Origin of the sequence: Streptomyces sp. P9(2023), assembly GCF_032436795.1 — a bacterium.
In the GTDB taxonomy this organism is placed as follows: domain Bacteria; phylum Actinomycetota; class Actinomycetes; order Streptomycetales; family Streptomycetaceae; genus Streptomyces.
Genome location: NZ_JAUPWM010000018.1, coordinates 18,809 through 31,614 on the forward strand (window position 1 = coordinate 18,809; position 12,806 = coordinate 31,614).

At 72.4% G+C, this 12,806-nt stretch carries 13 protein-coding genes and 2 pseudogenes; 6 read left to right on the forward strand and 9 right to left on the reverse strand.

All coding sequences use genetic code 11. The features are described 5' to 3' along the window. Positions 1-118 precede the first annotated feature (118 nt). The 7 genes from Q5762_RS22250 to Q5762_RS22280 all read right to left on the reverse strand — a co-directional run bounded on the left by Q5762_RS22250 (position 119) and on the right by Q5762_RS22280 (position 6,912). A complete protein-coding gene (locus tag Q5762_RS22250; RefSeq protein WP_315893961.1) occupies positions 119-1,591 on the reverse strand; it encodes an APC family permease in 1,473 nt (490 codons plus the stop codon). Between the two features lie 242 nt (positions 1,592-1,833). Continuing rightward, complete coding sequence (locus tag Q5762_RS22255) at positions 1,834-3,798, reverse strand: FUSC family protein (RefSeq protein WP_315893962.1); 1,965 nt, start codon at positions 3,796-3,798, stop codon at positions 1,834-1,836. Between the two features lie 98 nt (positions 3,799-3,896). Further along, positions 3,897-4,145, reverse strand: coding sequence for a DUF2630 family protein (locus Q5762_RS22260; protein WP_399495231.1), 249 nt, complete (start codon positions 4,143-4,145; stop codon positions 3,897-3,899). 18 nt (positions 4,146-4,163) lie between these two features. Continuing rightward, positions 4,164-5,150 (reverse strand): endonuclease/exonuclease/phosphatase family protein, encoded by a 987-nt coding sequence (locus Q5762_RS22265; protein WP_315893963.1) that lies wholly within the window; start codon positions 5,148-5,150, stop codon positions 4,164-4,166. 37 nt (positions 5,151-5,187) lie between these two features. After that, positions 5,188-5,625 (reverse strand): hypothetical protein, encoded by a 438-nt coding sequence (locus Q5762_RS22270; RefSeq protein ID WP_315893964.1) that lies wholly within the window; start codon positions 5,623-5,625, stop codon positions 5,188-5,190. Next, positions 5,622-6,056, reverse strand: coding sequence for a hypothetical protein (locus tag Q5762_RS22275; RefSeq protein ID WP_315893965.1), 435 nt, complete (start codon positions 6,054-6,056; stop codon positions 5,622-5,624). Before Q5762_RS22275 ends, Q5762_RS22270 begins: the two co-directional genes overlap by 4 nt. A gap of 70 nt (positions 6,057-6,126) precedes the next feature. Continuing rightward, complete coding sequence (locus Q5762_RS22280; protein ID WP_315893966.1) at positions 6,127-6,912, reverse strand: alpha/beta fold hydrolase; 786 nt, start codon at positions 6,910-6,912, stop codon at positions 6,127-6,129. A gap of 59 nt (positions 6,913-6,971) precedes the next feature. On the opposite strand from Q5762_RS22280, the pseudogene Q5762_RS22285 reads away from it, so the two are divergent. The 6 genes and pseudogenes from Q5762_RS22285 (at position 6,972) to Q5762_RS22310 (ending at position 11,909) form a co-directional block, all read left to right on the forward strand. Then, a pseudogene (locus tag Q5762_RS22285) lies at positions 6,972-8,472 on the forward strand (PLP-dependent aminotransferase family protein). A 60-nt stretch (positions 8,473-8,532) separates the two neighbouring features. Further along, positions 8,533-9,006 carry an Rrf2 family transcriptional regulator gene (locus tag Q5762_RS22290; protein WP_315894079.1) on the forward strand — a complete coding sequence of 158 codons (474 nt, stop codon included), beginning with the start codon at positions 8,533-8,535 and terminating at the stop codon, positions 9,004-9,006. Between the two features lie 51 nt (positions 9,007-9,057). Further along, positions 9,058-9,249: pseudogene (locus Q5762_RS22295) on the forward strand (RidA family protein); the annotation flags it as partial. 112 nt (positions 9,250-9,361) lie between these two features. Then, complete coding sequence (locus Q5762_RS22300; RefSeq protein ID WP_315893967.1) at positions 9,362-9,799, forward strand: hypothetical protein; 438 nt, start codon at positions 9,362-9,364, stop codon at positions 9,797-9,799. 278 nt (positions 9,800-10,077) lie between these two features. Further along, complete coding sequence (locus tag Q5762_RS22305) at positions 10,078-11,046, forward strand: ATP-binding cassette domain-containing protein (RefSeq protein WP_315893968.1); 969 nt, start codon at positions 10,078-10,080, stop codon at positions 11,044-11,046. Continuing rightward, entirely contained in the window at positions 11,043-11,909 is an 867-nt protein-coding gene (locus tag Q5762_RS22310; RefSeq protein WP_315893969.1) for an ABC transporter permease, read from the forward strand. Before Q5762_RS22305 ends, Q5762_RS22310 begins: the two co-directional genes overlap by 4 nt. On the opposite strand, the gene Q5762_RS22315 is transcribed toward Q5762_RS22310, so the two are convergent. Beyond that, complete coding sequence (locus Q5762_RS22315) at positions 11,910-12,281, reverse strand: VOC family protein (protein ID WP_315893970.1); 372 nt, start codon at positions 12,279-12,281, stop codon at positions 11,910-11,912. 75 nt (positions 12,282-12,356) lie between these two features. Further along, entirely contained in the window at positions 12,357-12,779 is a 423-nt protein-coding gene (locus Q5762_RS22320) for a universal stress protein (protein ID WP_315893971.1), read from the reverse strand. Between the last annotated feature and the right edge of the window lie 27 nt (positions 12,780-12,806).

The window sequence follows — 12,806 nt, forward strand, 5'->3', positions numbered from 1 at the left end:
AGGTCCTCCCTCGGAAGTTCAGAAGCGAGAAGTCAGAAGCCAGAAACAGAAGCCGGAAGCAGAAGCGGGAAGTCACAAGCCGGAAGTCACCAGCCGGAAGGGGAGAGTGTGCTCCCCGTCAGAAGTCCGTCGACAGCGATTCGTCCGCGCGGCGGGCCCGGGGTGTGCTCGGTGCGAAGGGTTCCGCCGCGGCCAGCGCGCGCGCCGCGTCGAGCCGGGCGGGCCGGTAGTACGCGCTGCCCTTGCGCCAGTACACGAGCATCGGCACCACGCCCACGAGCAGCCCGCCGAGGCCGACGACCAGGGCCGTCGTGGACAGTTCGCCGAGCGACTCCACGAACGCCCACAGCATGAACGCGGACCCGAGCAGCGGCCACACCCCGCCGACGAGGAAGTTCCCGACGGACGTCAGCAGCATCCGCCGGTACGCGACGACGGCGGCGAGGCCCGCGAGGGCGTAGTAGAACGCGATCAGCAGGCCGATCGCGGAGACCGCGTCCCGCAGGATCCGCCCCATCGAACCGGCGGCCGCCGCGGCGCCGAACATCAGCAGCGCCGCGCCCCCGACGGCGGCGATGGCGACCCAGGGGGTGTTCCAGCGCCGGTGCACGGTCCCGAGCGCGGTCGGCATGGTGCGGTCCCGGCCCATCGCGAAGAGCGAGCGGGTGACCTGGATGAGGGTGGTCTCCAGGGTGGCGACGGTCGACAGCAGGACGGCCGCGACCAGCAGCTTTCCGCCGACGCCGGGCCAGATTTCCTGACCGAGGACGGCGAGGACGTTCGCGCCGCCCTGCTCGATCTGGTCGGAGGTCAGCAGTACGTTCACCGCGATCGTGAACGCCTCGAAGACCAGGAAGACGACGCCGACGCCGACCAGCGCGGCAAGCCCGGCCGTACGACGGCTGTCGCGGGTCTCCTCGCTGAGGTTGCTGGTGACGTCCCAGCCCCAGTAGTAGAACGCGGCGATCAGCGCGCCCGAGGCGAAGCCGGCCGGGCCGTCGAAGTGGCCGAAGCCGAACCAGGACCAGTCGAAGGCGGTCGCGTTCCCGCGGTGCAGCAGCGCGGCGAGGACGAACGCGACGAGGATGAGCATCTCGACGCCCGACATGAGCAGTTGGGCCCGTACGGTGAGCCGGGCGCCGCCCAGGACGACGAGCAGCATCATCAGGAACCAGCCGGCGCCGACGGCGGCGGCGAGCGGGGTGTTGTCGGCGAGCCCGGGGTCGATGAGGGAGAGCGTCAGCGCGCCGGCGGGCAGCGAACCGGCGACCATGAACACGGTCGCGGAGACGACGAGGGCCCAGCCTGAGAGGAAGCCGAGGAAGGGGTGGAGCGTACGGCCCACCCAGGAGTATCCGGCGCCCGCGTTGACGTCGATCCGGCCGAGGCGCGCGTAGGCGAGGACGATGCCGAGCATCGGGATCGCGCAGTAGAGCAGCGCCGCGGGCCCCGCCAGGCCGACCGCCCCGAACAGCACGGCGCTGGTCGCGGCCAGGGAGTAGGCGGGCGCACTGCCCGCGACGGCCATGACGATGGTGTCGAAGGTCCCGAGAACATTGGGCTGGAGCCCTCTGCCGGTGGTCGTGCGCATGGCGGATGTCCTTGGGGGGCACGGGAGCGGTGCAGGACGGAGTGACCGTGCTCGCCGAGTGAGTTGTTCGCCGGACCGTGCACGGATCAAGGTGAATCGAGCGCATCGTAGTCGCACCTACGGATTCCGGTAACGGCGGTATGGAGGCTTCCGTTCAGTGACCGCCGGTAAGGGCATCCGTACGCCCCCGGAGGGGTGTTTGGCGGGACGCGGCAGGGGGAGAGGGGTGGCGTTCCGGGCTTTCAGTCGGCGGCTGCCGCGCGGGGGGTGGCGATCGCGCGGGCGGCGCTCACCTCCTGGCGGAGCGGCGCGAGGACGCTCTCCTCGTCGCCGGTCAGCTCGGCCCGTACCTCCACCAGTACCTCCGCGCCCCGCAATCCGTCCGCGAGCTCTCGCAACTGCTGCTCCACGGCGGAGACTTCCTCCGCGTCCGGGGGCGGGGCGCCGTGGTTGACGCGCACCCGGGCGGCGGTCGTGGCGTCGACGATCCGTTCCACGGCGACGACCAGCGGCCACCAGGCGGCGGCGACGGTGCCGGTCGGCGGCGGTTCGGTGAGGGCGCGCTGGAACTCGGAGCGTACGGCGGACAGATCGCGGTACAGCTTCCGCCGGGCCCGCACGCGCGCGCCCGGGTCCTCCTCCTCGGGGGAGCAGAACGCCCGCGCGAGATAGGCGGCGGCGTCGGCGACGGCGTCCGCGAGCCGGTCGCCGATGCGGCTGTGCCAGGACTCGGGCCAGAGGAGATAGCCCGCGACGAGCGCGATCCCGCAGCCGATGAGGGAGTCGTAGAGCCGGGGCAGGACGAGGTCGAAGCCCTGCCGGTTGAGGAGGTCGGAGAGCAGCAGGATGACGGGAGTGATGGCCGCGGTCTGGAAGGCGTACCCCTTCGCCGAGAAGGCGGGGATCAGCGCGGCGAGCACGATCATCACCGGCACGTCCCACCATCCGCGCGGCACTTCGGCGAGGACGAGCGCGGCGGTGACGAGCCCGACGGCGGTCCCGAAGGCGCGCAGCACGGCGCGGGAGAACACGGAACCGAAGTCGGGCTTCATGACGAAGGTGACGGTGAGGGCGACCCAGTACGAGCGCGGTACGTCGATGAGCGAGACCAGCGCCTGGGCGAGGCCGATGCAGAGCGCGAGCCGCAGCCCGTACCGCCAGGAGGCCTCGGAGAACAGGACGCCCCGGGCTACGCGGCGGACCCGGACGCGGAGGGCGGCGGGGCGGCCGAGCCGGTCGTCGACGTTGTAGGGGTTGGGTTCGGCCTGGTGGACGACGGTGGCGGCGTAGCGCAGGGCGTGGTCGACGGCCTTCTCGGCGGGGCGGGTGGCGGGCGGGAGGTCGAGGACGGGCGTGCCGGTGCGGCCCTCCTCGATCGCGTCGGCGAGTTCGCGCACGGCGGCGGGGACGGCGGGCGCCAGGGGGCGGTGGAAGCGGGCGGCGGCGACCTGGGCGGCCGGCGCGGCTTCGACGAGCGGGATGACGGCGTTGAGCTGGGCGAGCAGCCGGACGAGGATCGGGGCGCGGCCGTGTTCGCGGGTACGGCGGGCGAGGACGAGGTCGTACGACTGGTTGAGGGAGGTGGTGACGGCGTGGCGCCTCTCCTCGTACTCGCTGGTGCCGGTGGCTTCGAGCAGATCGGCGAGGGCCCGGTAGGTGCCGGCGACGGCACGCCGCTCCGGGGCGAGTCCGCGCAGCGGCCAGCCGAGCAGGGTCAGGACGAGGACGACGGCGCCGCCGAGGGCGAGCAGCAGGGGCGGCTTCCACCAGGGCTCGGGCATGGGCAGCCCGGCGCCGACGACGGCGTTGAGCAGCAGGAGCAGCCCGGACACGGAGGCGACGGCGCCGATGGACGAGATCATCCCGGAGACGAGCGCGATGAGGGTGAGTACGACGACGGCCTGCCATCCGTCCCCGAACACGAGGCTCCCGAGCGTGACCCCGAGAGCGCCGAAGAGCTGGGGGACGGCGATGTTGTAGAACCGCATCCGGTACGCGTCGGCGGTGTCCCCGATGACCCCGGAGAGCGCCCCCATGGACACCAGCGCCCCGTACACGGGCTGCTCCACGGCGAACCCCACGGCCAGCGGCGCGGAGAGTGCGACGGACGCCCGCGCGACGGCGGCCCACGGAATCGGCGCGGCCGCGGGCCGCAGCCCGGCGGTCAGCCAGGGAGGCGGTACAAGTCGTCGTCCGGGTCGCGCCATGGGCTCACGGTACGCCCGGCTTCACCCCGTTCTGCCCCGCCGCCCGGCGCCTGTGCCTACGCGGCCGCCCGGCAGGGGCCTTGGGCTGGGCGTACTGGTCAGTTGCGGTAGCCCTCCACTTCGGCTGCTGGGCGGACCGCTGCTGTGTCGGGGTCTTCGCCGAATTCCTCCTTCGCTCGGCGTTGGCGCAACAGGTCCCAGCACTGGTCCAGTTGGACCTCCAGCTCGGCGAGCCGGGTTCGTTCCTCCGGGAGCAGGCCGCCCATGCGCTGGCGCAGGGCCCGTTCCTCCTCGACGAGGGCGCCGATGTTCGCGAGGATCTGCTCGTCGTCGTACATGTGGTCCATGTAATCCAGCGTGGCCGATCAGCGGCCCGTGTGCAGGTCGAGCTCGGCCAGGACCGCCCGGTGGTCCGAGCCCGGCAGGTCGAGGAAGCGCACCCCGCGGACCCGGAAGTCGTCGCTGACCAGCACATGGTCGATCTGAACGTACGGCGGCAGCGGCAGCTCGCGCGGCCACGTCGGGGTGCGGGCGGCGTCCGCGAGGCGGGCCGCGTCGTGGAGGCGGCCCGCGTCGAGGACCGCGCGGAGGGCGGCGTGGTCCTGGGACGCGTTGAAGTCGCCGGCCAGGATGAGCGGGGCCCCGGTGCGGCGCACGGTGCCCGCGTACTCCGCCACCCGGCCCAGCTCCCGCTTCCACGCGTCGACCTGGCGCGGGATCGGTGGCAGCGGATGCGCGAGGCGCACCTCGACGTCCCGGCCGCCGATCCGCGCGACCGCGCCCGGCATCCCCATCGCGGCCGGGATCGGGGGCCGCGCGGCCAGCGGGTACACGCTCAGGATCACCGAGCCCGTCGAGCCCTCGCCGTCCACCACCGCCCGATGCGGGTGGCTCCCCGCCAGGGCGGACGTGAGGGTACGGACGCATCCTCGGTCGCACTCGGAGACGTAGATCAGGTGTGGCCGTTCCCGCCGTGCCATCTCCACCAGGGCATCCGTCGCCTCGCCGAACTCGACGTTGGACGCCAGCACCCTGAGCCGTTCCACCACCGGGCCGCGCGCCGTCGTGACGTCCGGGCCGTACGGCAGCGTGAACCAGGCCGTGGTCAGGGCGACGAGGAGCGACCAGGCGGCCAGGAGGCGGCGCCGCGCCGACAGGGCGAGCAGGACCGCCATTGCGGCCGGGACGGCCAGCCAGGGCAGGAACGACAGCGCCTGCGGTACGGGAGTCAGCGCGTCCACGTCGAGGAGCCGGCAGCCGGTGACAACCGTCGGGGCGGCCACGAGCAGACCGGCGGCCCAGGCGGCGAGGCGCCGTCCGGGCCGGGGGGTCGTCGGGGCGGGCTCGGGCACGGATGACGGGTGAGCTGCCAGGAGTTGCTCCACTCCGTCAGTGTCGCAGCGCCTGGGCCACCTCGGCCGTCGTCGTGCCCGACAGGGTGCGGTTGCTGCGCGCCGTACCGGTCTTGGACTTCCCCGGCTCGACCGCGTCGATGTTCAGGACGACGGCGTCGAGCAGATTCCCGCCATCGTCACGGAAGTTGACCATGATCGTGTAGTCGGCGTTCTTGTCCTGGGGGTTGGTGGCGGTGATCTCGGCGGTGGTCCGGTCCCCGTCCGTCTTCGTCGGGCCGGCCTTCACGTCGCCGGTCGCGTTCACCCCGTCCTTGACCTCGTTCATCTTCTCCTCCGCGGCCGAGGCCGCGGCCGCCGTCGCCGAGGAGACGATGTCGCTCGCCTTCTGCTGGTCCTCCTCGGAGCAGCCGGTGACCGTCACGGCGAGGAGGACCGCGGCGGACACCGCGAGGACGCCGGTGCGGGCGGTCACACCTCGTCCTTCCCGAAGGAGGTCTCATCCGTGGCCAGCGCCCAGATCACGAAGATCGAGATGGCCATGGAGAACAGCGCCCACCAGGGCTGGTACGGCAGGAACATGAACTGGGCGATGACGTTCAGGGAGGCCAGCGTGATACCGCCGACCCTGCCCCACTCGGAGCCCTTGAGGATTCCCCATCCGGAGACGGTGACGAGCACGCCGAGGACCAGGTGGATCCAGCCCCAGCTCGTCAGGTCGAACTTGAAGACGTAGTCCCCGACGCGGCCGTAGACGTCGTCCTCGGCGATGGCGGCGATGCCCTGCAGGATGTCCATGATGCCGATGACCAGCATCAGGATGCCGGCGAAGAGGGTGCCGCCGGAGGCCCAGGCGGCGCTGGACCCGGTGGGCTGCTGACGGGGCGGTGCGGTGTTCTGGCTCATGGACCCATCGTCGGAGCGATTGTCCGGAACCGAACTTTCAACTGCGCCGAACGAGTGAGTCGGAGGAAGTTCAGAGGGCTTCGAGAAATGCCGACAGCGCCGCGTCGAACTCCTCCGGGCGCTCCAGGTTCGGCATGTGCGCCGCCCGCTCGACCACCACCAGCGTCGAGTCCGGCAGCGCCGCGTGCATCGCCTCCGCGTCCGCCACCGGCGTGTACGCGTCGTCCCGGCCGACCACCACCAGTGCCGGTACGGAGACGGTGGTGAGCAGCTCGCGGTAGTCGGGCCGCTCGGCCCGGCCGCGCAGCGCCGCCGCCGCGCCCTCCGGGTCGGTGGCCCGCATCATCCGGTGGACGTGGGGCGCGGCGTGCGTGTTGTACGGGGCGACCATCCGGTCCAGTACCTCGTCGGCGTAGCCCGTCATCCCCTCGCGTACGAGACGTTCGGCGAGTGCGCGGCGGCCCGCCCTGCCCTTCTCCGTCTCGGCGGCCGGGAACGTGTCGGCGAGGACCAGGCCGCGGATCCGGTCCGGGAAGAGGCGGTAGCACTCCATGACGATCTGGCCGCCCATGGAGAGGCCGCCGAGCACGAACTCCTCGATGCCGAGGTGGTCGAGGAGCGCCGCCAGGTCCTCGGCGAAGGCGGAGAGCGGGGTCGTGCCCGGGACGACGGTGGTGGCGCCGTAGCCGCGCAGGTCGGGGGCGACGACCCGGTGCGTTGCGGAGAAGCGGTCGATCTGGTGGTGCCACATCGAGCGGTCGAAGGGGTGGCCGTGGACCAGGGCGAGCGCGGGGCCGGTGCCCGTGCCCTTGTCCTCGTAGCCGATCGTGAGTCCGTTGATCTCTGCGGAAGGCATGGTCAGAGGCTAGGTCGGTGATCCTTCTCGGTGCAATGAGATCCTTTGCTCTCGGTGCAATGACGCAGGAGGGGTGTGGCGTGGAGGAGTACCGGAGGATCGCCGATCTGATCGCCCGGCGGATCGCCGACGGGCGGCTGCGCCCCGGTGACCGGCTGCCCCCGCTGGGGGTCCCCCCACGCCCCTGGGCGTAGGGGGAGGGTGCTCGCCCGCCGCCACAGGATCGCCAACTCGACCGCGATCCGGGTGTACGGGGAGCTGGCGCGGCGCGGTCTTGTCGTCGGCGAGGTCGGGCGGGGCACGTTCGTACGGGCGGCTCCGCCGCCGCCCGGTGCCGCGCTCGCCCTCGCCGAGGCGACCGGGGACGCGCCGGTCGACCTCCAGCTCAACTACCCGGTGGTGGAAGGGCAGTCGGAGCTGATGGCGCGGGCGCTCGCGGCCCTCGCCAGGGCCGACGTGTTCGGCGAGGAGACCGGGCGGCCTGCGGCGGCCACCGGTACGGCGGAGGCGCGCGCCGCAGCGGCGCGGGTGCTCGCCCGGCCGGGCTGGCGGCCCGACCCCGACCGGGTCCTCTTCGCGGGCAACGGCCGCCAGGCCATCGCGGCGGCGCTCTCCGCGCTCGTACCGCCCGGGGGTGCGCTGGGCGTGGAGGCCTTGACGTATCCGCTGGTCAAGACGGTGGCGGAGCGGATGGGGGTACGGCTCGTGCCGATCGGGCTCGACGGGGAGGGGATGCGGCCGGACGCGCTGGCGGCGGCCCACCGCGCGGGCCCCCTCTCCGCCGTGTACGTCCAGCCGACCCTGCACAATCCGCTCTCCCTGACGGCGAGTTCGGGGCGACGGGCCGAACTCGCGGGTGTGCTGCGGGAGTCGGGGCTCACGGCGATCGAGGACACCACGTGGGCGTTTCTCGTACCGGGTGTGCCGGGTGTGCCGGGCGGTCCGGACGTGCCGGGTGTGCCGGGCGGTCCGGACGTGCCGGGCCTACCCGACGTACCCGCACCGCTTGTCGCGTACGCCCCCGAGCGGGTCGTGCTCGTGGACAGCCTCTCCAAGCGCCTCGCGCCCGGCCTCACCGCCGGGTATCTCGTCGCGCCGGACGCCGGTGTCGCCGAGGACCTCGCGCGGGCGCTGCGCTCCGGGGCGTGGGCGGTGGGCGGGCTCGCGCTGGCGGCGGCGACGCGGTGGGCGGTGGACGGCACGGTCGAGGAGGTCGTGGCGGCCAAGCGCGCGGACGCGGCGGCCCGGCACGCGGTCGTGCGGCGGCACCTGGGTGCGTACCGGATCCGTACCTCGCCGCACGCGTACTACTGCTGGTGGGAGCTGCCGCCGCCCTGGCGGGCGGAGACCTTCGTGGCCGCCGCGGCGGAGCGCGGGATCGCGCTGACCCCGGGCCCGGCGTTCGCGGTGGACGGGCGGGGGTCCGGCTCGGGGGCGGGGCGCGGGCTCGGGCTGGGACGGGGGGCGGCCGACGCGGTACGGGTGGGGCTTGCGTCGCCGCCCGTACGGGTCCTGGAGGGAGCGCTCGCGCGGCTCGCGGAGCTGGCGGCCGAGTCGTAGGGGTAGGGAGGAAACGGTTTGCCCTGGCTATCCTGGATGTCTAGTATCCAGGATATGAGGATGAACGAGGGCGTCGAATGGGCGCTGCACAGCTGCCTCAACCTGGCCTGGATCGGGCCGGAGCGGGCGGTGACGGCGGCGCGCCTCGCGGCGTACCACGAGCTGCCCGCGCCCTACCTCAACAAGCAGCTCCAGGCGCTCACCCGGGCCGGGATCCTCAGCTCGGCCTCCGGGCCCAAGGGGGGTTTCCGGCTGGCGCGACCGCTGGACCGGATCACCCTGATGGATGTCGTCACGGCGATCGAGGGCCCGGACGAGGCGTTCCGCTGCACCGAGATCCGGCAGCAGGGACCAGGTGCGGGGCCCGCGCCCGGTTACGCCGCCGAGTGCGCGATCGCGGGGGCCATGGGCGCGGCGGAGCTGGCCTGGCGGCGGGAGTTGGCGGCCCGGACGCTGGACGGCGTACGGGAGCAGGCGGAGCGGCAGGCGCCGGCGGCCCCGGACCGTATCCGCCGCTGGTTCGCCAACGTCTGAGCCGGCATGGCGGACGTCTGAGCCGACATGTGGGTGTCGGCCCTTACTTCCTTCGAGCACGTCGTGCGCCTCGGCTCGTACATCGTCGATCACGACCTCGCGAAGCTGGAGGTGCTCGGCAAGGCGCTGAACGGGGCGTTCGGCGACCGGCTGCCCGCGCAGACGCTCAGCGGCGTCGCCGCGCTCGCGCTGCCCGGGATGCTCTTCGAGATCGACGCGGTGGCGGTACGACCGGCGGGCTGACCTGGCCCAGGACCCCGTGCGATCGGCCGTCCGGTTGCGCGGGCGGGGGCTCCGGGTGTGCCCTTGAGGGTGAGGATCGGGGTGAGGGGGCGAGAGTGAAGGAGCTCCTGCCATGGCCGCACACGCAGCGGTACCGACGCGACGGCACCTGAGCACCCACGGCTGGGGTCTCCCCGTGACGCTGGGTCTCGCGTACGGCATCTACGCCGCCGCCATCCAGCGTTCGGGCGGCGTCATCACCTGGGGTCAGGTGGTGCTCGGACTGGTCTCCGGCATCGTGCTCGCCGGAGCGGTGTACGCCCTGCGGCAGTGGGGCGGCGTCCTGCCGCGCGAACTGCGCGCGGCGGCCTGGGCGGCGCTCGCGGGCGGCGCGGTCGGCTTCCTGTTCAGCCTCTCCGACGCCAGCGTGCTGTCCGGGGCGATCCTCGGCCTGGTGGTGGCGGCGGGCACCTTCGTCACCGCGTTCTACCTCTTCTACACCCACGAGCCGGCCACACCCCCGCTGCCGGCCCGCCGCACGTCGAAGCCCCCGGCGCGCCCGTCGCCGTAACCGCGTAGCGCCGTAGCGCCGTAGCGCCGTAACCCCGTAACCCCGTAGCGCCGTAGCGCCGTAGCGGCAGGACCGGTGGCGTAGCGACGCCACCGGCAGCACCTCCGCCGTACGGCAGGACAACGGCAGGACGCCGGTGGGCCCACGGCGGAGAAACGGTCCTCCCGCCCGCTCCACCCCGCCCCCGTCCCCGCGCACTGGCGTTCTCCCTGGCATCCCGGCCGACTCCGCGTGAGACTGGGATACGGACCCGCACCCGGACGCCCGGAGGACACCGCATGACCGACCTCGCCATCGAGACCGAGGGCCTGGTCAAGGTCTTCGGCACGAACCGGGCCGTCGACGGCATCGACCTACGCGTCCCCGCCGGGACCGTCTACGGCGTCCTCGGCCCCAACGGCGCCGGCAAGACCACCGCCGTCAAGATGCTCGCGACCCTGCTGCGCCCCGACGGCGGCGAGGCCCGCGTCTTCGGCAAGGACGTCGTCAAGGACGCCGACACCGTGCGCGGCCGCGTCAGCCTCACCGGGCAGTACGCCTCCGTCGACGAGGACCTGACCGGCACCGAGAACCTCGTCCTGCTCGCCAGACTCCTCGGCCACACCCGCCCCGACGCCCGCGAGCGCTCCGCGCAGCTGCTCGAAGCCTTCGGGCTCGCGGAGGCCGCCGACAAGCAGGTCAAGAACTACTCGGGCGGCATGCGGCGCCGGATCGACATCGCCGCGTCCATCCTCAACACCCCCGACCTGCTCTTCCTCGACGAACCGACGACCGGCCTCGACCCGCGCTCCCGCAACCAGGTCTGGGACATCGTCCGCGCCGTGGTCGCCCAGGGCACCACGGTCATGCTGACCACCCAGTACCTGGACGAGGCGGACCAGCTGGCCTCCCGTATCGCCGTCATCGACCACGGCAAGGTCATCGCGGAGGGTACGAAGGGCGAGCTGAAGGCGTCCGTCGGCTCGGGATCGGTGCACGTACGGCTCCGGGAGGCCGAGCAGCGCCCGGAGGCCGAGCGGGTCCTCGCCGGCGCGCTGAAGGCCACCGTGCAACTCGACGCGGACCCGGTCGCGCTCACCGCCACCGTCAACGGTCACGGCACGGACCTGGGCGCCGCCGAACAGGCCGCCCGCGCCCTGGCGGAGCTGGCGCGGGCCGGGATCACGGTCGACAACTTCGCGCTCGGCCAGCCCAGCCTCGACGAGGTGTTCCTGGCGCTGACGGACAGGAAAGGAACGGCGGCATGACGACCGTCACCACCGGCAAGGACACGCAGTCCACCGACACCCTCGACCTCGTCGCCCCGAAGGCGGACGAGCTCGCGGCGCTGTTCGTCGGCCACTCCCGCCCACCGCGCCCCAGCGCGCTCTCCGCGTCGCTGACGTTCGGCTGGCGGGCCATGCTGAAGATCAAGCACGTGCCGGAGCAGCTGTTCGACGTGACGGCGTTCCCGATCATGATGGTGCTGATGTACACGTACCTCTTCGGAGGCGCGCTGGCCGGCTCGGTCTCGGAGTACATCCAGTTCCTGCTGCCGGGCATCCTCGTGATGAGCGTCGTGATGATCACGATGTACACGGGCGTCTCGGTCAACACCGACATCGAGAAGGGCGTCTTCGACCGCTTCCGTACGCTGCCGATCTGGCGGCCCGCGCCGATGGTCGGCTATCTGCTCGGCGACGTCGTGCGCTATCTGATCGCCTCCGCCGTGATGCTCACGGTCGGCATCATCATCGGCTACCGGCCGGACGGCGGGCTGGCCGGCGTACTGCTCGGGGTCGCACTGCTGGTGGTGTTCGCGTTCGCCTTCTCGTGGATCTGGACCATGTTCGGTCTGATGCTGCGCAGCGAGAAGTCGGTCATGGGCGTCAGCATGATGGTGATCTTCCCGCTGACGTTCCTGTCCAACGTCTTCGTCGACCCCAGCACGATGCCCGGCTGGCTGCAGGCCTTCGTCAACAACAGCCCGGTCACGCATCTGGCGACGGCGGTACGGGAGTTGATGGCCGGGAACTGGCCGGCGGCGGACATCGCCTGGTCGCTGGGGTGGTCGGCGGTGTTCGTGGTGGTCTTCGGGGCGATCACGATGCGGCTCTACAACCGCAAGTGATCACTTCCCGCGCGGGGTGGTCTGCTGGACCGCCCAGCGGTTGCCGTCCGGGTCGGCGAAGTAGACGAACGAGCCCCAGGGCTGGTCGTCGATCTCGCTGACCTCGACGCCGCGCCCGGAGAGGTCGGCGTGCGCCGCCTCGATGTCCTTGACGACGACCTGCATGTTGTCGAGGGAGCCCGGCGTCATCTCCGTGATCCCCTTGCCGAAGGCGATCGAACAGGCCGAGCCCGGCGGGGTCATCTGGACGAAGCGGATGTCGTCGCTGACGGTCACGTCGTGGTCGGCGTTGAAGCCGACCTTCTCGTAGAAGGCCTTGGCCCTGTCCACATCGGTGACGGGCACGCCGATCAGTTCGAGCTTGATGTCCATGAGGGCATCATGCGCCAGCGGTGCGCGGGGCGCTTCCCGAACGCGTGATGACTGCGCGCCGCCACGATCGCGTGACTACTCGCCCCGTACGACCACCACAGGACACGGTGCGTGCTGGGTCACCCTGGTGGAGACGGAGCCCAGGACCGCTGCCTTGAAGCCGGCGTGGCCGCGGTCGCCGACGACGAGGAGGGACGCGCCCCTGGCCTGGTCGACCAGGGCCTGTGCCGGGTTGCCGGCGACGACCGTGCGGGTGACGCCGGCGGCCACGTCCGGGGCCAGTGCCTTGGTCAGGGACTCCTCCAGGAACTGTTCGGCCAGCAGCTCGGGGTTGAACTCCGGCGGCATGCCGGGCGCTGCCGCCCAGGACGCCGGGTACTCCCACCCGACCACCGCCTGGAGCTCGTCCCCGGTGAGGGCGGCCTGCCCGGCCGCCCACCGCAGCGCCTTCAGGGACGGCTCCGAACCGTCGACGCCCACCACGATCCTGCCGGCCATGTCGATCTCCGTTCGCTGTACGGCACA

Coding starts and splice junctions, on each gene's coding strand:
- Q5762_RS22250 (WP_315893961.1), bottom strand. CDS start 1,591: ATGCGCACGACCACCGGCAGAGGGCTCCAGCCCAATGTTCTCGGGACC.
- Q5762_RS22255 (WP_315893962.1), bottom strand. CDS start 3,798: ATGGCGCGACCCGGACGACGACTTGTACCGCCTCCCTGGCTGACCGCC.
- Q5762_RS22260 (WP_399495231.1), bottom strand. CDS start 4,145: ATGGACCACATGTACGACGACGAGCAGATCCTCGCGAACATCGGCGCC.
- Q5762_RS22275 (WP_315893965.1), bottom strand. CDS start 6,056: ATGAGCCAGAACACCGCACCGCCCCGTCAGCAGCCCACCGGGTCCAGC.
- Q5762_RS22280 (WP_315893966.1), bottom strand. CDS start 6,912: ATGCCTTCCGCAGAGATCAACGGACTCACGATCGGCTACGAGGACAAG.
- Q5762_RS22290 (WP_315894079.1), top strand. CDS start 8,533: ATGAACGAGGGCGTCGAATGGGCGCTGCACAGCTGCCTCAACCTGGCC.
- Q5762_RS22300 (WP_315893967.1), top strand. CDS start 9,362: ATGGCCGCACACGCAGCGGTACCGACGCGACGGCACCTGAGCACCCAC.
- Q5762_RS22305 (WP_315893968.1), top strand. CDS start 10,078: ATGACCGACCTCGCCATCGAGACCGAGGGCCTGGTCAAGGTCTTCGGC.
- Q5762_RS22310 (WP_315893969.1), top strand. CDS start 11,043: ATGACGACCGTCACCACCGGCAAGGACACGCAGTCCACCGACACCCTC.
- Q5762_RS22315 (WP_315893970.1), bottom strand. CDS start 12,281: ATGGACATCAAGCTCGAACTGATCGGCGTGCCCGTCACCGATGTGGAC.
- Q5762_RS22320 (WP_315893971.1), bottom strand. CDS start 12,779: ATGGCCGGCAGGATCGTGGTGGGCGTCGACGGTTCGGAGCCGTCCCTG.